This window comes from Pantoea sp. Lu_F5_004 (assembly GCF_051136245.1).
In the GTDB taxonomy this organism is placed as follows: Bacteria; Pseudomonadota; Gammaproteobacteria; order Enterobacterales; family Enterobacteriaceae; genus Pantoea; species Pantoea agglomerans.
In genome coordinates this window covers 812,374-830,096 of the sequence record NZ_CP194946.1, presented here as the reverse complement: position 1 = coordinate 830,096, position 17,723 = coordinate 812,374, and the positions used below count along the sequence as shown (strand labels likewise).

The 17,723-nt window shown below is 55.6% G+C and carries 16 protein-coding genes and 1 other RNA gene; 4 read left to right on the top strand and 13 right to left on the bottom strand.

Going from position 1 to position 17,723, the window contains the following annotated elements; all coding sequences use genetic code 11:
• Positions 1 to 5 precede the first annotated feature (5 nt).
• The 5 genes from gcvT to ACR8BN_RS03945 form a co-directional block, all read right to left on the bottom strand.
• Entirely contained in the window at positions 6 to 1,103 is a 1,098-nt protein-coding gene (gcvT, locus tag ACR8BN_RS03965; protein ID WP_031592547.1) for a glycine cleavage system aminomethyltransferase GcvT, read from the bottom strand.
• Positions 1,104 to 1,934: 831 nt separating this feature from the next.
• On the bottom strand, positions 1,935 to 3,137 hold the full coding sequence (gene ubiI, locus ACR8BN_RS03960) for an FAD-dependent 2-octaprenylphenol hydroxylase (RefSeq protein ID WP_010671056.1): 1,203 nt from the start codon (positions 3,135 to 3,137) through the stop codon (positions 1,935 to 1,937).
• A 13-nt stretch (positions 3,138 to 3,150) separates the two neighbouring features.
• Entirely contained in the window at positions 3,151 to 4,329 is a 1,179-nt protein-coding gene (ubiH, locus tag ACR8BN_RS03955; RefSeq protein WP_425016006.1) for a 2-octaprenyl-6-methoxyphenyl hydroxylase, read from the bottom strand.
• Positions 4,326 to 5,648, bottom strand: a complete 1,323-nt coding sequence (gene pepP / locus ACR8BN_RS03950; protein WP_080717682.1) for a Xaa-Pro aminopeptidase — start codon at positions 5,646 to 5,648, stop codon at positions 4,326 to 4,328. Before pepP ends, ubiH begins: the two co-directional genes overlap by 4 nt.
• 46 nt (positions 5,649 to 5,694) lie before the next feature.
• Positions 5,695 to 6,273, bottom strand: a complete 579-nt coding sequence (locus tag ACR8BN_RS03945; protein ID WP_022623836.1) for a YecA family protein — start codon at positions 6,271 to 6,273, stop codon at positions 5,695 to 5,697.
• Positions 6,274 to 6,443: 170 nt separating this feature from the next.
• On the opposite strand from ACR8BN_RS03945, the gene zapA reads away from it, so the two are divergent.
• The 3 genes from zapA to ACR8BN_RS03930 all read left to right on the top strand — a co-directional run bounded on the left by zapA (position 6,444) and on the right by ACR8BN_RS03930 (position 7,681).
• On the top strand, positions 6,444 to 6,773 hold the full coding sequence (zapA, locus tag ACR8BN_RS03940) for a cell division protein ZapA (protein WP_008925677.1): 330 nt from the start codon (positions 6,444 to 6,446) through the stop codon (positions 6,771 to 6,773).
• Positions 6,774 to 6,812: 39 nt separating this feature from the next.
• A non-coding RNA gene (ssrS, locus tag ACR8BN_RS03935) (6S RNA) lies at positions 6,813 to 6,995 on the top strand.
• A 92-nt stretch (positions 6,996 to 7,087) separates the two neighbouring features.
• Complete coding sequence (locus tag ACR8BN_RS03930) at positions 7,088 to 7,681, top strand: 5-formyltetrahydrofolate cyclo-ligase (protein ID WP_434747569.1); 594 nt, start codon at positions 7,088 to 7,090, stop codon at positions 7,679 to 7,681.
• A 344-nt stretch (positions 7,682 to 8,025) separates the two neighbouring features.
• Here ACR8BN_RS03930 and serA read toward each other — a convergent pair whose 3' ends face one another.
• Together serA and rpiA are read right to left on the bottom strand one after the other, a co-directional pair.
• Positions 8,026 to 9,264 carry a phosphoglycerate dehydrogenase gene (gene serA, locus ACR8BN_RS03925; protein WP_033780721.1) on the bottom strand — a complete coding sequence of 413 codons (1,239 nt, stop codon included), beginning with the start codon at positions 9,262 to 9,264 and terminating at the stop codon, positions 8,026 to 8,028.
• Between the two features lie 279 nt (positions 9,265 to 9,543).
• On the bottom strand, positions 9,544 to 10,203 hold the full coding sequence (rpiA, locus tag ACR8BN_RS03920; RefSeq protein WP_010248819.1) for a ribose-5-phosphate isomerase RpiA: 660 nt from the start codon (positions 10,201 to 10,203) through the stop codon (positions 9,544 to 9,546).
• 182 nt (positions 10,204 to 10,385) lie between these two features.
• Here rpiA and ACR8BN_RS03915 point away from each other — a divergent pair, with 182 nt between their 5' ends.
• Positions 10,386 to 11,291, top strand: a complete 906-nt coding sequence (locus ACR8BN_RS03915) for a LysR family transcriptional regulator ArgP (protein ID WP_010248822.1) — start codon at positions 10,386 to 10,388, stop codon at positions 11,289 to 11,291.
• A 141-nt stretch (positions 11,292 to 11,432) separates the two neighbouring features.
• Here ACR8BN_RS03915 and ACR8BN_RS03910 read toward each other — a convergent pair whose 3' ends face one another.
• The 6 genes from ACR8BN_RS03910 to epd all read right to left on the bottom strand — a co-directional run bounded on the left by ACR8BN_RS03910 (position 11,433) and on the right by epd (position 17,539).
• Positions 11,433 to 12,155: an oxidative stress defense protein gene (locus tag ACR8BN_RS03910; RefSeq protein ID WP_434747345.1), complete on the bottom strand. Its 723-nt coding sequence runs from the start codon at positions 12,153 to 12,155 to the stop codon at positions 11,433 to 11,435.
• 143 nt (positions 12,156 to 12,298) lie between these two features.
• Positions 12,299 to 12,922, bottom strand: coding sequence for an arginine exporter ArgO (argO, locus tag ACR8BN_RS03905; RefSeq protein WP_010671062.1), 624 nt, complete (start codon positions 12,920 to 12,922; stop codon positions 12,299 to 12,301).
• A gap of 124 nt (positions 12,923 to 13,046) precedes the next feature.
• Positions 13,047 to 13,928, bottom strand: a complete 882-nt coding sequence (mscS, locus tag ACR8BN_RS03900; RefSeq protein WP_031592556.1) for a small-conductance mechanosensitive channel MscS — start codon at positions 13,926 to 13,928, stop codon at positions 13,047 to 13,049.
• Between the two features lie 191 nt (positions 13,929 to 14,119).
• Positions 14,120 to 15,199, bottom strand: coding sequence for a class II fructose-bisphosphate aldolase (gene fbaA, locus ACR8BN_RS03895; protein WP_010248835.1), 1,080 nt, complete (start codon positions 15,197 to 15,199; stop codon positions 14,120 to 14,122).
• 105 nt (positions 15,200 to 15,304) lie between these two features.
• Positions 15,305 to 16,468, bottom strand: coding sequence for a phosphoglycerate kinase (gene pgk, locus ACR8BN_RS03890; protein WP_010248837.1), 1,164 nt, complete (start codon positions 16,466 to 16,468; stop codon positions 15,305 to 15,307).
• Positions 16,469 to 16,519: 51 nt separating this feature from the next.
• A complete protein-coding gene (gene epd / locus ACR8BN_RS03885; protein WP_010248839.1) occupies positions 16,520 to 17,539 on the bottom strand; it encodes an erythrose-4-phosphate dehydrogenase in 1,020 nt (339 codons plus the stop codon).
• Positions 17,540 to 17,723: the final 184 nt, after the last annotated feature.

Below are 17,723 nucleotides of genomic sequence, written 5' to 3'. Positions count from 1 at the left end.
AAAATTTACTGAGCGACCGGTTTACCGGCGCGGACAAAAACGGGACGGGTAACCTGGACCGGCATCTGGCGGTTACGGATCTCAACGATGGCGGTGCTGCCGACTGAGGCCGGTACGCGCGCCAGGGCGATGCTGCAACCCAGCGTCGGTGAGAAAGAGCCACTGGTGATGATCCCCTCCTGCGGCTGCCCCTGGTCATCGGTGAAACGCACCGGCAAGCCGTTACGCAGCACCCCTTTTTCTGTGAGGATGAGTCCCACCAGCTTTTCGGTACCGCGTTCACGCTGCAGTTCCAGCGCTTCCCGGCCGATGAAATCGCGGTCAGCAGGTTCCCAGCAGACCGTCCAGCCCATGTTGGCAGCCAGCGGTGAAACGCCTTCATCCATCTCCTGACCATACAGATTCATACCCGCTTCCAGACGCAGCGTGTCGCGTGCGCCCAGTCCGGCAGGTTTTACGCCAGCGGCCAGCAGACGCTGCCAGAAATCGGCCGCCTCGTCTGCGGGCATAGCAATCTCATATCCGGCTTCGCCGGTATAGCCGGTAGTGGCGATAAACAGGTCACCCGCCTGCACACCGAAAAATGGCTTCATGCCAGCAACAGCCTGACGCTGCTCCTCGCTGAACAGCGTCTGTGCCTTCTGCTGCGCCTGCGGACCCTGCACGGCAATCAGCGCCAGGTCGTCGCGTTCCGTCAGCGTAATGCCATAGCCCTGCGCGTGTTGCGTGATCCAGGCGAGGTCGTTTTCACGGGTGGCAGAGTTCACCACCAGCCGGAAGAACTCTTCGTTCATAAAGTAAACAATCAAATCGTCAATGACGCCACCCGAGGCATTCAGCATCCCGGTGTAGAGCGCTTTGCCTGGCTGGGTCAGTTTTGCCACATCATTTGCCAGCAGGTAGCGCAGAAATTCACGGGTACGCGGGCCTGTCAGGTCGACGATGGTCATGTGAGAGACATCAAACATACCTGCGTCGGTGCGCACTACATGATGTTCATCCATCTGGGAGCCATAGTGCAGCGGCATCATCCAGCCATGAAAATCCACCATGCGGGCACCGCAGGCCTGATGCTGTTCAAACAGAGGTGTTTGCTGAGTCATAACCATCCTGTGCAGAAGCGAGTGAGTGCAAAAATGCGCCGGGATTCAGTGCCGACGCAAACGTTCTCTTAGGGCTGACGTTACCACCGAATCTGACGATTAACCATAAGCAAACCGGGGTCGAAAGCAGAGGCACAGCCTAACCAGGAACGGCTGCCAACAGGATATAAAACTGCAATTTTGTGATTAATCGCGCAATAAATGCAGGGATTTTAAATATACGCAGCAAATTTATGCGGGATGGCATTCAGGATGTTAAAAAAATCCCGCGCTCAGCGGACAGAAGAATGAGAAAAAGTAATGCGAATTAATCCGCAAAATTAGAATAAATCAAACGAAGACCTCTGCTGGTGCAGCGTTGCCTTTTTGTGGTGCAGAGCGGTGTCAGGCATAAAAAAGCCAGCAGAAGCTGTAATGCCTGTCAGTTAAGCGGCAGGTGATAATGCAGTCTGGTGCCGGGCCTGCTCTGAAACTTCAGTGTGTATTGTTAAAAAGGGCACGAGAGTGGAGGCCTGAGCGCCTCTGCTGCTGAAAGGGCTATCCGCAGCGCTGAGGCGTGACGGTGGGTCAGAAGTCCACGCCGGGAAGCGTGGAGAGTTCGGGGCCGGCCAGGGAGGGCCGATCCCCGAACGGTTCGTCGGCACGACGTCAAAGCCGAAGGTACCGCGTGAGCGGCGCGAGGACGGCCCGGCAGCAGCAGAGGTGCGCTGGCCCGCACTGCGGCTCGCTCGCCCATAAAAAAAGCTGCCACGTTTGACCGTGACAGCCTTTACAAATCTAATCTTAACTGCTCAGCATTACAGCAAAAGCTGGCTTAACAGAAAAGCGAATTTAGCGTAGCCAGGCGGGCAGATCATTCAGGCCCATCGCCTGCTTCAGCATCATGGGTTTAACACCCGGCAGGCGATCAGCCAGTTTCAGACCCACGTCGCGCAGCAATTTTTTCGCCGGATTATTGCCTGCGAACATTTCACGGAAGCCCTGCATTCCCGCCAGCATCATCGCGGCGCTGTGTTTACGGCTGCGCTCATAGCGTCGCAGATAGAGGTGCTGACCAATATCTTTGCCCTGCTGATGCAGGCGGCGAATCTCACCGATCAGCTCGGCGGCATCCATGAAGCCAAGGTTAACGCCCTGACCCGCCAGCGGATGAATGGTGTGAGCCGCATCGCCCACCAGCGCCAGACGGTGTGCCGCGAAATTGCGGGCATAGCGCGCCACCAGCGGAAACGATTTGCGCTCGCTTTCCAGCTGGCACAGGCCGAGCCGCATATCAAACGCCACCGAGAGCTGCTGATTGAACAGCGCTTCCGGCATGGTTTCCAGACGGCTCGCTTCCTGTGGCGAGAGCGACCAGACGATGGAACTGAGATGCGGATCCTGCATCGGCAGGAAAGCCAGAATGCCGTCGCCGTGGAACACCTGGCGCGCTACTGCGTCGTGCGGCTTCTCAGTGCGGACATTTGCCACTAACGCATGGTGATCATAATCCCAGAAGGTCAGCGGAATATCGGCTTTGTTGCGCAGCCAGGAGTTAGCGCCGTCAGCGGCAATCATTAATCGCGCACTTAACATGCTGCCATCCTGCAGGGTAACAAAGGCTTCGTTGTCACCAAACGCGACCTGCTGTAACTGCGAGGGTGCCATTATCGTCACGTCGCTGCAGGCGCTGGCACGTTGCCAGAGCGCATTGTGGATCACCGGATTTTCGATGATATGGCCCAGATGCGACAGGCCCTGCTGCTCATCATCAAAGGCGATGGAGCCGAAACTGTCCTTATCCCACACTTCCATGCCGTGATAAGCGCTGGCGCGCAGCGAGAGAATGGTCGACCAGACATCCAGCTTCTGCAGCAGCCGTTCGCTGGCGGCATTGATTGCCGACACGCGAACTGACGGTGACGCACTCAGCGCCAGCGGTGGCTCCGGTGATTTTTCCAGTACGGCGATGCGCAGTCCGCTGCCCTGCAAGCCGCAGGCCACCGCCAGTCCCACCATACCGCCACCGGCAATCACCACATCAAAAGTTTGCATCTGAGCCTCTTTATTAACGCTTAACCCAGCCAAGCGTGCGCTCAGCCAGTTGATTTCTTAACCACGGCAGATGATCCATCGCCAGCAGGCCCAGGTTACGTCCTGCCACCAGCGGACCATAGCGATTCGCGAAGACGCGAACCAGTCCGTCGGTGATACCGATGGTGGCGGCGCGGTCGGGCTGACGACGCTGCTGGTAATGATGCAGCACCGCATAGCTGCCGGGGTCCTGCTGCTGCCGATGGGCGGCTGCCAGCGTTTCAGCCAGCGACATCACATCGCGCAGGCCCAGGTTGAAGCCCTGCCCGGCAATCGGATGCAGCGTCTGCGCCGCATTGCCCACCACCGCCACGCGATGCGTCACTGGCGACATCGCCCGGTGCAGCGCCAGCGGGTAATACTCACGCTGGCCGGTGTGGGTGAATTTACCCAGCCGCCAGCCAAAGGCACGCTGCAGCTGGCTGAGGAATTCGGCCTCGCTCCACTGCTCAATGCGTTCACGCTGCGAAACCGGATGACACCAGACCAGCGACAGGCGATTGCCGGACATCGGCAACAGCGCCAGCGGGCCATTTTCGGTAAAACGTTCAAATGCCCGGCCCTGATGAGGCAGCGCGGTGGAGACATTGGCAATCACGGCAAGCTGTTGATAGTCGTCTCTTTGCCACTGAATGCCGCACGAAGCCGCCAGCGCAGATCGCGTGCCATCCGCCGCCACCAGCAGTTTGCCGCTGAGTTGTTCGCCACTGTCCAGCGTCACCTCAACCTGCTGCTCACGGCGGTTAGCCTGGGTAACACGAGCCGGACAGCGCAGCGTTACACCGGGTGCTTTTTTCAGTTCCGCAAACAGACGCTGACCGACGTCAAACAGCTCGACAACCTGTCCCAGCGCCGGAATAGCGTAGTCAGCCGCCGCCAGCGACACAAAACCGGCGTGACCGCGATCGGAGACATGAATGTCGGTAATCGGCGTGGCACAACGGGCGATGTGCTGCCACAGATTGATGTCCGCAAGCTGCTGGCAGGTACCGGCAGAGAGCGCAATAGCGCGGCCGTCGAAACCGGGATGCGCCCGGCTGCCGGGCTCGCTGCTTTCAATCAGCGTTACCGGCAGTGTGCCCTGGGTCAGATGGGAGATCGCCAGCGCCAGCGTCGCCCCGGTCATGCCGCCACCGGCAATCAGAATCGTCATGCCTGTTTTGCCGCCGCCATCAATGCTTCAATCTCATCCGCCTCTTTCACGACGCTGTCGGTGAGATTTTCAATGCCATCTTCAGTGATCACAATGTCATCTTCGATTCGGATACCAATGCCGCGATACTGCGCGGGCACGTCGGCATCCGGTGCGATATAAAGACCCGGCTCGACGGTTAACACCATGCCCGGTTCCAGTACGCGGTCGCGGCTCGGGGTACCGTAGTGGCCGACATCGTGAACATCCAGCCCCAGCCAGTGGCCCAGGCCATGCATATAGAACTGACGATGGACTTCCTCGGCGATAAGCGTATCGACGTCGCCCTCCAGAATGCCCAGCTCCACCAGCCCGGTGACCATGATACGCACCACTTCATCATTCACTTCACGAATGCTGATGCCCGGCCGGAACAGTTCAAGCGAGCGGTTGAGGCAAGCCAGCACGATGTCATAAATCGCGCGCTGCGCCGGGCTGAATTTACCGTTAACCGGGAAGGTGCGGGTGATATCGCCTGCATAGCCGTGGAACTCACAGCCTGCATCGATCAGCACCAGATCGCCGTCGCGCATTTCGCTTTCGTTTTCGGTGTAGTGCAGAATGCAGCCGTTAACTCCGGCACCCACAATGGTGTTATAGGAGGGAAAACGCGCGCCGTGACGGTTAAATTCGTGTTGAATTTCCCCTTCGAGCTGATACTCGAACAGGCCTGGCCGGCAGGTTTGCATGGCGCGGGTATGCGCCAGTGCACTGATTTTCCCGGCGCGACGTAACAGTTCAATCTCATCCGCATCTTTAAACAGACGCATCTCATGCACCCAGGGACGCCAGTCAGTGAGGGTATCGGGCGCACTAAGATGCTGGCGGAAGCCGCGACGTAGCTTATCCAGCGCGCTGAACACCAGTGTGTCCGCGTGGGCATATTCGCCCTGCGCATGGTAAACCACATCCAGGCCATTCAGCAGCAGGTGCAGCTGGTCACCAATATCATTCCAGGGTAAAGCGCGATCGACGCCCAGTTTGTCGGGTGCGGCCTCCTGACCCAGGCGACGGCCAGACCAGGTTTCCGCGGCAGGATCGCGCACGCGGTTAAACAACACGCTGTGGTTATGATTCTCATCGCTTTTGATCAGCACCAGCAATGCCTGCGGCTCGTTAAAACCGGTGAAATACCAGAAGTCGCTGCTCTGGCGGAACGGATATTCGGTGTCATTACTGCGCATCACTTCTGGCGCAGCAAAGATTAACGCTGCGCTGCCAGGCACCATCTTCGCCAGCAGCGCCTGACGACGCTGCAGGAATCGTTCCAGTGAAATCATCTCTGCACTCCCTGTAAACTGACCGGTTAAACTCGTTGACCTGAAATTAGTGTAGCGTCGGTTTTTGCACTTCTGGCGCGGTTGGCTGCGGGCGGGTGAACGTATCGTGGCACAGCAGCGCGGCGACACGTACATACTCAATCACCTCCTCCAGCGACTGCTCCAGCTCCTCCTGGTCTTCATCTTCTTCGTAACCGAGCTGTGCGATAGTGCGCAGATCATCGATTGCTTCGCCGGTTTCGCCGGTGACTTTATCCAGTTTAGGCTGTGTTACGCCCAGGCCGAGCAGAAAATGGTTAACCCAGCCCGCCAGCGCGTCGGCACGGTCAAAGACGGTGATGTCGTCGTCAGCAGGTAGCAGCAACTGAAACAGGAAGCCTTCATCTTCCAGCGTAGTCGCCGTATGCTCGTGTAGCTCCGCCAGCGGCACGGCAAGAGTGTGTGAAAACGCCATGCCTTCGTTAGCCAGATCGTGTACCAGCGTCTTCCAGCTGGTGTCCTGGTTACCACCGCAGAGGATCCCGCTCAGCAGGCCATGCATTTCCGCGGGCGTCATTCCAACGCCCTGCTGTGAGAGCACCGCCGCGAGCGCGTTGTAATCGGGGGTTGCGTTCTGTAAGGACATAAGTTTTCATCGTCGTTGGCAGAATAAGTTCGTGTTATGCTACCACTAGCTGCCTCAAGGTTTCCAGAAAAGGGGTTGTATCTTATTTCGTGGGTCTATATAGTTGCCCGCCTCCCAAGCCATTGACTGCTAAGGGAGTTGCGAGCGAAGTAATCAGTCAGGAAGGTGGCATGTCTGCACAACCGGTAGATTTACAAATTTTTGGTCGTTCGTTGAGAGTAAATTGTCCGCCAGAGCAGCAAGATGCGCTCAATAGCGCGGCTGAAGATCTCAATCAACGGTTGCAAGATCTAAAAGTTCGCACTAGAGTCACCAATACAGAACAACTGGTGTTCATCGCCGCGTTAAACGTCTGCCACGAGCTGGCGCAAGAGAAAGTGAAAACGCGCGATTATGCTGCTAATATGGAACAGCGTATCCGTATGTTGCAGCAGACGATTGAACAGGCATTAGTTGAGCAGGGTCGCATCTCTGAGCGTGAGGGTGCGAAGTTCGAATAAAACTTCATGGTTGCTATACTTAAGTAACGGTGAGGTAAATTTTCTCTGAGATGTTTGCATGTGGGCCAGTCCCCTGAGCCGATATTTCGAAAAAACAGAATGTGACGCTCGTAACCTGTGTGCATGCTCGGTTCGTCCGAGAAGCCTGATGGTTATGACGGCATGTTCACCTTGAACCAAGGGTTCAAGGGTTACAGCCTACGGCGGCATCTCGGAGATCTCTCTTCCTGTAGTCCTGCTTTTTTCCCCTGACTGACATGTTATAGTCGCTCAACAGCGACTTATCCGGCGGGGAAATCATGTCTGAACCTTCCATGTCTGAACCTTCAATGACCCAGCGTCAGGCGATTCGCCAGCATGTGCGACATCTGCGACGGGCACTTACCGATGAGCAGCAAACGCAGGCTGCTGAGCAGCTCGCTGAACATGCGCTCAACTACGCCCCGGTGACCGAAGCGCGCAATATTGCCCTGTTTCTGTCGGTGGATGGCGAACTCAATACCCGTCCGCTGATTGCCCGCCTCTGGCATCTGAAGAAAACAGTCTGTCTGCCGGTTTTACACCCCTTCTCTCCCGGTAATTTGTTGTTTCTGCGCTACTCGCCCGATACCCCATTGCTCAAAAATAAGCTGCGCATTCCTGAACCGCCGCTGGATATCCGGCAGTTGATCACCCTTGATCAACTGGATCTGATGATGGTGCCGCTGGTGGCGTTTGATCAGCATGGGCAGCGTCTGGGGATGGGCGGCGGCTTCTACGATCGCACCCTGCAGAACTGGCGGCAGCACGGTTTTTTGCCGGTGGGCCTGGCACACGATTGTCAGCAGGTCGATAGCCTGCCGGTGGCAGAATGGGATGTGCCTTTGCCGGCGGTAATGACGCCGTCAAAACTCTGGCTGTGGGAGTAGAAGAGTCGCTTTTGCAGACAAGTGAAAACCCACATCCGGGCGCATCTGGCTGCAATGAAATAGCTCAACGCGCAGGGAACATGGTCATAAGAGGAAAGCGTCCCGCCGCCCGGATAAAAACGCCGGGAGCGTTTTTGAACAACGCCACGCGTTGGCCCGGTTACGGGCGCACCTCAGGGATGATGTGCGTAATCGCGCGGGCCGGGCATGCCATGGATGGCGGCTTTTGCGTCTTTCCGATCTGACCGTGTTCTCTTCGCAGTCTCGGTCTTACAGCAAATCGGGACAGCCTGTATTAACTACCTGAAGAGACGCGACTAAGCGCCTGTTCAGGTTGGTAGCGCTTAGTAAAGCAGACGAGCGCGGATGGTACCCGGAATCGCCTTCATCAGCTGCAGCGCGTTCTCGGCCACTTCCGGCTCTGCATCAATGTCGATCACCACATAGCCCATAAACGGCGAAGTTTGCAGATACTGGGCAGCGATGTTGATGCCCTGCTCGGCAAAAATCTGGTTGATGGCCGTCAGCACGCCAGGGCGGTTCTCATGGATATGCAGCAGACGACTGGCGCTGATACCGTGAATCGGCAGTGACACTTCGGGGAAGTTAACCGCCGAGAGAGTCGAGCCGTTATCGGAGTATTTCGCCAGCTTGCCAGCCACTTCAATGCCGATGTTCTCCTGCGCTTCTTCCGTCGATCCGCCAATGTGCGGCGTCAGGATCACGTTGTCGAACTCACTCAGTGGAGAGATAAACGGCTCGCTGTTGGTTGCTGGCTCGCTCGGGAAGACGTCGATGGCTGCGCCACCCACCTGTTTGCTGGCCAGCGCATCGCACAGTGCCGGAATATCTACTACGGTACCGCGTGAGGCGTTAATCAGCAGCGCGCCAGGCTTCATCTGCGCCAGCTGCTCTGCACCAATCATATCCTGTGTAGAGACGGTTTCCGGCACGTGCAGGCTGACAACGTCGCTCATGTTGAGGAGATCGGCCAGATGGCGTACCTGCGTGGCATTACCCAGCGGCAGCTTGTTTTCAATGTCGTAGAAGAAAACATGCATACCCAGGCTTTCTGCCAGCACGCCCAGCTGCATTCCGATATGGCCGTAACCGATAATACCCAGTTTTTTGCCACGCGCTTCAAATGAGCCTTTGGCAATCTTATTCCAGATGCCACGGTGTGCTTTCGCATTCGCTTCCGGGATGCCACGCAGCATCAACAGCATCTCACCAATCACCAGCTCCGCAACCGAGCGGGTATTTGAGAACGGCGCATTGAACACGGGAATACCCCGGCTGGCAGCCGCCTGCAGATCAACCTGGTTGGTACCGATACAGAAACAGCCAACGGCGACCAGCTTTTCAGCCGCCGCAAAAATCTCTTCAGTGAGCTGGGAGCGGGAACGGATACCAATAAAGTGTGCATCACGGATCGATGCTTTTAACGCGTCGGAATCCAGTGCGCCCTTATGGAATTCGATGTTGGTATAGCCTGCAGCCCGCAGGTTCTCCAGCGCGCTCTGATGGACACCTTCCACCAGCAGGAACTTAATCTTATCTTTTTCCAGTGATACCTTTGCCATTTCCCGATCCTATTCAGCATTCAATGAGGACTACCATAAGCCAGCCTTCTGTCAAAATATCAAAAAAATCGCGTCGGGCAATACAAACGATTGCCCGGCCGCCAGCACGGCAGCGGCTGACGACAGCACATTGCCGGACAAAATAAGGAGGTCAGCCTGGAAGAGAGAACGAACCCGCTGCGGATGACGGTTATGTGACATAAGTCACCAAATTTCACCACAGCGAGAAAAGATGATTTGCGGGCAGAAATAACCGACGCCGCATCGACGCCGGACAGATCATTTTTTGATGGTTTTCACGCCATCAGGCCCGCCAATTAGCGCAATATCAGCACCGCGCGCGGCAAAAAGGCCCACGGTAACGACACCTGGCAAGGCGTTGATGGTTTTTTCCAGCTCAATGGGATCGAGAATGCGCAGATTATGCACATCGAGAATAATGTTGCCGTTATCGGTAACCACGTTCTGACGATACTCAGGCAAGCCGCCCATTTTCACCAGCTGACGCGCCACGTAACTGCGCGCCATTGGGATCACCTCGACCGGGAGCGGGAAACGACCCAGCACATCGACCTCTTTTGAAGCGTCAGCGATACAGATAAAGGTTTCAGCCACGGCGGCCACGATCTTTTCGCGCGTCAGCGCCGCGCCGCCGCCTTTGATCATCTGCATCTGTGGGTTGATCTCATCCGCGCCATCTACGTACACCGACAGCAGGTCAATCTCGTTCAGGTCGAACACCTGAATACCCAGGCTCTTCAGCTTCTGGGTTGAGGCATCCGAGCTGGAGACGGCACCTTCAATCTGATGCCTGACCGTGGCAAGCGCATCGATAAAGTGGGCAGCGGTGGATCCGGTACCCACACCAACAACGGTGCCCGGCTGCACGTACTCAAGTGCAGCCCAGCCAACGGCTTTTTTCAGTTCATCCTGGGTCATGGTATGTTTAAAACCTGTGCGACAACGAAGTGCGCGTAGTATAAAACAAGGCTTGCTGAAAATGCTCGGCTGACCGACGTGGATTTATCGCTTTGGAAGCCAGCCCACAAAAAACAAGAGAGCCATCACAGGTGATACTTTTGTGGCATAGTGACATCCATCCTGAAGGAGAGAGAAGAATAATGAAACGCCCGGATTATCGAACGCTTCAGGCGCTGGATTCAGTGATCCGCGAACGCGGATTTGAGCGTGCCGCTCAAAAATTATGTATCACTCAGTCAGCGGTTTCACAGCGTATCAAGCAGCTGGAGAATCTGTTTGGCCAGCCGCTGCTGGTGCGCACCGTGCCACCACGTCCGACCGAACAGGGTCAGAAACTGCTGGCATTGCTGCACCAGGTGGAACTGCTGGAAGAGGAGTGGCTGGGCGATGAGAACAGTGGCACCACGCCGCTGCTGCTGTCGCTGGCGGTCAATGCCGACAGTCTGGCGACCTGGCTGCTGCCTGCGCTGAAAGATGTGCTGGCAGATTCACCCGTACGCCTGAATCTGCAGGTCGAAGATGAAACCCGCACCCAGGAGCGTCTGCGTCGTGGTGAAGTGGTGGGTGCGGTGAGTATTCAGCCGCAGCCGCTGCCCAGTTGCCTGGTGGATCAGCTCGGCGCCCTCGACTACCTGTTTGTGGCGTCGCGCGACTTTGCCGATCGCTTCTTCCCCAACGGCGTCACCCGCTCTGCCCTGCTGAAAGCGCCTGCGGTGGCGTTTGACCATCTTGATGATATGCATCAGGCCTTCCTGCAACAGAACTTTGATCTCTCACCGGGCAGTGTGCCCTGCCACATCGTGAACTCCTCTGAAGCCTTTGTGCAGATGGCGCGACAGGGTTCGACCTGCTGTATGATCCCGCATCTGCAGATTGAGCGTGAGCTGGCGAGCGGTGAGTTAATTGATCTGACGCCAGGCTTGTGTCAGCGCCGGATGCTCTACTGGCATCGTTTTGCACCGGAAAGCCGGTTAATGCGTCGGGTGACCGATGCGCTCATTGCGCATGGACATCGGGTGCTGCGTCAGGATGACGTCGCAGCCTGAAAACAAAAACGGGGCGAAAGCCCCGTTTTTACTGCTGACAAATTATGCCCCGAACGGCTGTAAGGATGGATTGGCTCAGGGAACAAGGTCAGATCCTGAGATTCATCGGCAGTCTTAACAGGGCATCAGCCCCGTTTTGCATTATGGCGTGTTGGGCTTGATCTCAAACACCACATCAACCTGATCGTCAAAGTTGATGCTCTGCTGATCGTAGGTCTCCTGCGCCGAGGTATCTGCCGCTGTAGCCGCTTTATACATACGGTTCATCGGCATTGGCTGATAGTTAGCGACCTGATAACGAATGCTGTAGATCGATCCCAGCTTCGCGTTAAAGCCTTCAGCCAGCTGTGATGCCTGCTGAGTCGCATTTTTAATCGCTGCTTTACGCGCCTGCTCTTTGTAGCTCTCCTGATTTGCCACGCCTAACTCGACGCTACGCACCTCATTCAGACCGGACTTCAGCGCCCCGTCCAGCAGATCATTCAGCTTGTCCAGCTGACGCAGGGTTACCTGCACCTGACGCACCGCACGGTAGCCTTTCAGGACGGATTTACCCTCTTTGGTGTAATCGTACTCTGGCTGGGTGCTCAGGTTTGCCGCATCAATATCTTTCTTCTCAATGCCGTTTTTCTGCAGAAAATCGAAATATTGTGCAACCCGGCTATCCGCCTGCTTTTTCGCATCTGCGGCATCTTTTGACGACACGTTCACCACGATAGAGAGCGTGGCGATATCGGGACGGGCATCGACCGTTGCCTTGCCTGAGGTCACCACGTGTGGCCCGTTCGGTAACTCATCAGCGTGTACGCCAGGCAATGCCCCGGCGCTCATGATTGCGGCCAGAGCCAATGCTTTCAGTTTCATGAAAGTCCTCCTTGAAAAGGTACTATGACGGCTTCCAACCGGCGAAGCCCAACAGCGCATCGGTATGCGCCATGCTTTGAGTGGTCATTATGGCAAAAGTTCGGCCTCCGCGCGGCAATAACCGCATCGGATTGACGTTGGGATCAAAATCCGGCAATGCCCTGGCGCGCCAGCTGCAGGGCGATAAACCACATCACCGCGCCCACCAGCAGGTTAATGATACGCTGGGCTTTGGCGGTGCGCAGGCGTGGTGACAGCCAGGCGGCCAGCAGCGCCAGACCAAAGAACCACAGGATAGAGGCACTAATGGTGCCTAGCGCAAACCACTGACGCGCGGTGGTGGTCGGCAACTGCCCGCCAAGACTGCCCAGCACCACAAAGGTATCGAGATAGACGTGTGGATTGAGCCAGGTCACTGCCAGCAGCGTCGCGATAATGCGTCCCCTGCTCTGCTTTAATGGCTCACCATCCGCCAGATCGGCGTCGCCGCGAAAAGCGCTACGCAGTGCGCCCCAGCCATACCACAACAGAAAGGCTACACCCGCCCAGGTGATCACCATCAGCAGCAGTGGAGACTGGCTCAGCAAGGCGCTGCCGCCAAAGATCCCACCGCAAATCAGCAGAATATCGCTCAGCGAGCAGAGGGCCGCCGTCATCAGATGATACTGACGCTTCACGCCCTGATTCATAACAAAAGCGTTCTGCGGCCCCAGCGGCAGAATCAGCGCGGCGCCTAGGGCAAGTCCCTGAAAATAGAGAGATAACACAGGATTAGTTCCTCACATCGTTAGAGGAGGAGAAGTATAAAGAGAGAGGATGATTAGCGGAAATTGAAAGAATTAATCTGCGATTAGCAAAATGAATGGGCGACGGAAGCCGCCCACTGAAAGATTACTGTGGCTGAGTCTCTGGCGTAGTTGCGTCGGACTGTCTGACACGGTGCAGATGCACATCCATCTGTGGATAAGGAATACCAATCCCTTTTCCATCCAGCGCACGCTTAAAGTTCTTCAGCAGATCCCAGTAAACGTCCTGCAGGTCGCCGCTGTTGCTCCAGCAACGCACCACAAAGTTCATTGAAGAAGCCGCCAGCTCATTCAGACCGACCTGCACGCCTTTATCCTGTAACACACGACTGTCGGCGTCGACCACTTCACGCAGCAGCGTCAGAACCTGATCAACATCCGCATCGTAAGAGACGCCAATGATAAATTCATTGCGGCGTACCGGCTCACGTGAGAAGTTGATGATGTTTCCGGCGATGATTTTACCGTTAGGCACCACCACTCGCTTGCCGTCGGCTGACTTGAGCGTGGTAGAGAAGATCTGTACGTTCATTACCGTACCCATGATACCGCCCAGATCAACAAACTCACCGGCACGGAAGTGACGGAAAATCACCAGCAGCACGCCCGCCGCAAGGTTTGACAGCGAATCTTTTAAGGCCAGACCCACAGCCAGACCGGCCGCACCGAGGATGGCGATGACCGAGGTTGTCTGTACCCCGATGCGCCCAAGTGCCGCGATCAGTGTGAATGCGATAATGCCGTAGCGCACCAGCGCCGACAGAAAGTCAGCAACGGTCGTATCAATGTGGCGTGCCTGCAGCAGACGATTAGCGGTGTTGGAGATGATGCGTGCAATCATCATCCCCACAACGATAATCGCAATGGCTGCGACAATGTTTACCGCATAGCTAATCAGAAGCTCCTGATTACGTACTATCCAGTTTCCCGCGTTATTGAGTTCACCGAGCATACCCGTATCCTGCATGTAACCATCCTGTAATTAAATTCCCAAGGGAAATGACACCACATTGTCAGAACCGCTCTGACAATCCCTGACAAAAGGGTAAACAATAAATGGCGGCGTGCCAAACCTGCATGACCTTTGACGCCATTCTGGCGAAAAAAGGTCAAAAAAAGGCCCTTCCGGGCCTTTTTTGTACGGTAACGACTCTTCAGTTACAGCACGTCGACAGCGTTAAGCTCTTTGAAGGCCTGCTCCAGACGCACCACCATAGAGGCCTGGGCTGAACGCAGCCAGACGCGTGGGTCGTAGTATTTTTTGTTTGGCTTGTCAGCGCCTTCCGGGTTACCCAGCTGCGACTGCAGATAGCCTTCGTTCTTTTTGTAGTACTGCAGGATGCCGTCCCAGGTTGCCCATTGGGTATCGGTATCGATGTTCATCTTGATCACGCCGTAGCTGATAGACTCTTCGATTTCTGCAGCAGAAGAACCTGAACCGCCGTGGAAAACGAAGTCCAGCGCGTTGTGCGGCAGGCCATGTTTTTCACACACATATTTCTGCGAATCGCGCAGAATGGTCGGAGTCAGTTTCACGTTGCCTGGCTTGTAAACGCCGTGAACGTTACCGAATGAGGCCGCAATGGTGAAGCGCGGGCTGATAGCATTCAGTTTTTCGTACGCGTAGTTCACATCTTCTGGCTGGGTATAGAGTGCAGATGCGTCCATGTGGCTGTTATCAACGCCATCTTCTTCACCACCGGTGCAGCCCAGTTCGATTTCCAGCGTCATGTCGAGTTTCGCCATGCGCGCCAGATATTTGCTGCTGATCTCGATGTTCTCTTCCAGTGACTCTTCTGACAGATCGATCATGTGAGAAGAGAAAAGTGGCTTACCGTTTTTCTGGAAGTACTCTTCACCTGCGTCCAGCAAACCGTCGATCCATGGCAGCAGTTTCTTGGCACAGTGGTCAGTGTGCAGGATAACCGGCACGCCATACTGTTCAGCCATCAGGTGGACATGGTGCGCACCCGCGATAGCGCCGAAAATTGCCGCGCCCTGTGGTTTGTCAGTCTTGAAGCCTTTACCCGCGATAAATGCAGCACCGCCGTTAGAGAACTGGATGATGATTGGCGCTTTAACTTTCGCCGCTGCTTCCAGTGCCGCATTGATGGAGTCAGTGCCGACGCAGTTTACGGCTGGCAGTGCGAATTTGTTCTCTTTCGCAACTTTGAAGATCTTCTGTACGTCATCACCAGTGACAACGCCGGGTTTTACGAAATCAAAAATTTTAGACATGATTGTGTCCTGTTTCGTGACCGTTGTTCCCCTTGAGGAACGTCGATTTAAACGCCCAGACGGGCAAGACTTCAGGCGATGCCGTCAGGCATCGCCCCCAAAGGATTACTGCTTCGCACGCTCTTCCAGCATGGCAACTGCAGGCAGTTTTTTGCCTTCCACGAACTCAAGGAACGCGCCGCCGCCGGTAGAGATGTAGGAAATTTTGTCTTCGATGCCGAACAGGTCGATAGCCGCTAAGGTATCGCCGCCGCCTGCAACAGAGAAGGCATCGCTGTCTGCAATGGCGTTAGCCACGATTTCGGTGCCTTTACGGAAATTAGGGAACTCAAACACGCCCACCGGGCCGTTCCACAGGATGGTTTTGGCATCCTTCAGGATGGCAGCCATCGCCTGTGCAGTTTCATCACCAAAGTCCATAATCTCTTCGTTATCCGCAACTTCCGAAACCTTTTTCACGGTAGCGGTCGCAGTTTCAGAGAATTCTGTGCCGACACGTGAGTCAGTTGGAACCGGAATGCCGTGCTGATCGCGCAGGCCTTTAGCCGCTTCAACGAAGTCTGGCTCATACAGAGATTTACCGACGTTGTTGTCGATAGCGACGAAGGTGTTGGCAATGCCGCCGCCCACAATCACGGTGTCCGCTATTTTGACCAGAGATTGCAGCACGTCAAATTTGGTAGAAACTTTAGAGCCCCCTACCACAGCCACCAGCGGACGCTCCGGGTTGCTCATGACTTTACCCAGCGCTTCCAGTTCTGCAGAGAGCAGCGGACCCGCACAGGCGATAGGGGCAAATTTGCCAACGCCGTGGGTAGAAGCCTGTGCGCGGTGCGCAGTACCAAAGGCGTCCATCACAAATACGTCGCACAGAGCAGCATATTTTTTAGACAGCGCTTCGTCATCTTTCTTTTCGCCTTTGTTAAAGCGAACGTTTTCCAGCACAACCAGCTCGCCAGCGCCGACTTCAACGCCATCAAGGTAATCTTTTGCCAGGGTCACGGTGGTGCCGCTAAGCTTGTCTTTCAGGTAGTTAACTACCGGCAGCAGCGAGAACTCTTCATTGTATTCACCTTCGGTCGGACGACCCAGGTGAGAGGTAACCATTACTTTCGCGCCCTGTTTCAACGCCGCTTCAATGGTTGGCAGAGAAGCACGGATACGTGCATCAGACGTCACTTTACCTTCTTTAACCGGTACGTTCAGATCGGCACGGATCAGAACGCGTTTACCAGCCAGATCCAGATCGGTCATCTTAATTACAGACATGGTGAATCCTCTCGTTGATTCTCATAAGTTTTGCCAGACGCATACCGCGTCTTACCTGAAACCGCTTGCGGCCATCGCTAACGTCGTGTCGAGCATTCGGTTAGCAAAGCCCCATTCGTTGTCACACCAGACCAGGGTCTTGATGAGGTGTTGACCGCTGACCCGCGTTTGTGTTCCGTCCACAATGGCACTGTGCGGATCATGGTTAAAATCTACTGAGACTAACGGTAATTCCGTATAGTCAACTATACCACGAAATGTCCCTTCTGCCGCGCTTCGCAACAGGGTGTTAACTTCACACGCCGTCACCGCCTGATGCACGGAAACGCTGAGATCAATGGCCGTCACGTTAATCGTCGGGACGCGAACGGCTATCGCCTCGAAGCGATCGTTGAATTTCGGAAAAATACGGGTAATGCCTGCCGCCAGGCGAGTGTCCACCGGGATGATCGACTGACTGGCTGCACGCGTACGGCGCAGATCGCTGTGATAGGCGTCGATCACCTGCTGATCGTGCATCGCTGAGTGGATCGTGGTGACGGTGCCGGATTCGATGCCAAACGCATCATCCAGCAGTTTAATCACCGGGATAATGCAGTTAGTGGTACAGGAAGCGTTGGAGACGATGCGGTCACTGGCGGTGAGTAACTGCTGGTTAACGCCATACACCACTGTGGCGTCGAGATCGTTTCCGCCGGGATGAGAGAACAGCACTTTTTTGGCGCCAGCCTGAAGATGCGCTTCGCCATCAGCGCGCGAGCCATAGACGCCGGTGCAGTCCAGCACCACATCCACATCGAGTTCACGCCACGGCAGATCGGCAATGGCTGCACGGTGCAAAATGCGCAGGGTATCGCCACCCACCCACATTACATCGCGCTCCTGGCGGACATCGAAAGCAAAACGGCCATGACTGGTATCGTATTTGAGCAGGTGCGCCATACCGGTGGCTTCTGCCAGCTCGTTAATCGCGACCACAGTGATCTCTGCACGTCGCCCCGTTTCATACAGCGCGCGCAGGACGTTGCGTCCAATCCGGCCAAAACCATTTATCGCTACCCGTACCGTCATTTCTCTCCTGCCACGTCAGACTGAAAAAAACGTGCCGTTAGCCTGAGCGTTTCACTGCATTTTGTACAGGAGATTCTTACCCGGCATTGTCCGAAACCAGGGCGATTCGCCTGGCGACTGAAACGGTTCAGCTACAATAATAGAAGGAAGGAATAACAGGAATGATTGTGATCAATCTGACTGC

Bases quoted from the DNA above. Each gene is read 5' to 3' on its own strand.
- serA (WP_033780721.1), bottom strand. From the start codon at position 9,264: ATGGCAAAGGTATCACTGGAAAAAGATAAGATTAAGTTCCTGCTGGTG.
- ACR8BN_RS03930 (WP_434747569.1), top strand. From the start codon at position 7,088: ATGTCTGAACCTTCAATGACCCAGCGTCAGGCGATTCGCCAGCATGTG.
- zapA (WP_008925677.1), top strand. From the start codon at position 6,444: ATGTCTGCACAACCGGTAGATTTACAAATTTTTGGTCGTTCGTTGAGA.
- mscS (WP_031592556.1), bottom strand. From the start codon at position 13,928: ATGCAGGATACGGGTATGCTCGGTGAACTCAATAACGCGGGAAACTGG.
- pepP (WP_080717682.1), bottom strand. From the start codon at position 5,648: ATGATTTCACTGGAACGATTCCTGCAGCGTCGTCAGGCGCTGCTGGCG.
- ubiH (WP_425016006.1), bottom strand. From the start codon at position 4,329: ATGACGATTCTGATTGCCGGTGGCGGCATGACCGGGGCGACGCTGGCG.
- ACR8BN_RS03915 (WP_010248822.1), top strand. From the start codon at position 10,386: ATGAAACGCCCGGATTATCGAACGCTTCAGGCGCTGGATTCAGTGATC.
- rpiA (WP_010248819.1), bottom strand. From the start codon at position 10,203: ATGACCCAGGATGAACTGAAAAAAGCCGTTGGCTGGGCTGCACTTGAG.
- pgk (WP_010248837.1), bottom strand. From the start codon at position 16,468: ATGTCTGTAATTAAGATGACCGATCTGGATCTGGCTGGTAAACGCGTT.
- ACR8BN_RS03945 (WP_022623836.1), bottom strand. From the start codon at position 6,273: ATGTCCTTACAGAACGCAACCCCCGATTACAACGCGCTCGCGGCGGTG.
- ubiI (WP_010671056.1), bottom strand. From the start codon at position 3,137: ATGCAAACTTTTGATGTGGTGATTGCCGGTGGCGGTATGGTGGGACTG.
- fbaA (WP_010248835.1), bottom strand. From the start codon at position 15,199: ATGTCTAAAATTTTTGATTTCGTAAAACCCGGCGTTGTCACTGGTGAT.
- ACR8BN_RS03910 (WP_434747345.1), bottom strand. From the start codon at position 12,155: ATGAAACTGAAAGCATTGGCTCTGGCCGCAATCATGAGCGCCGGGGCA.
- epd (WP_010248839.1), bottom strand. From the start codon at position 17,539: ATGACGGTACGGGTAGCGATAAATGGTTTTGGCCGGATTGGACGCAAC.
- gcvT (WP_031592547.1), bottom strand. From the start codon at position 1,103: ATGACTCAGCAAACACCTCTGTTTGAACAGCATCAGGCCTGCGGTGCC.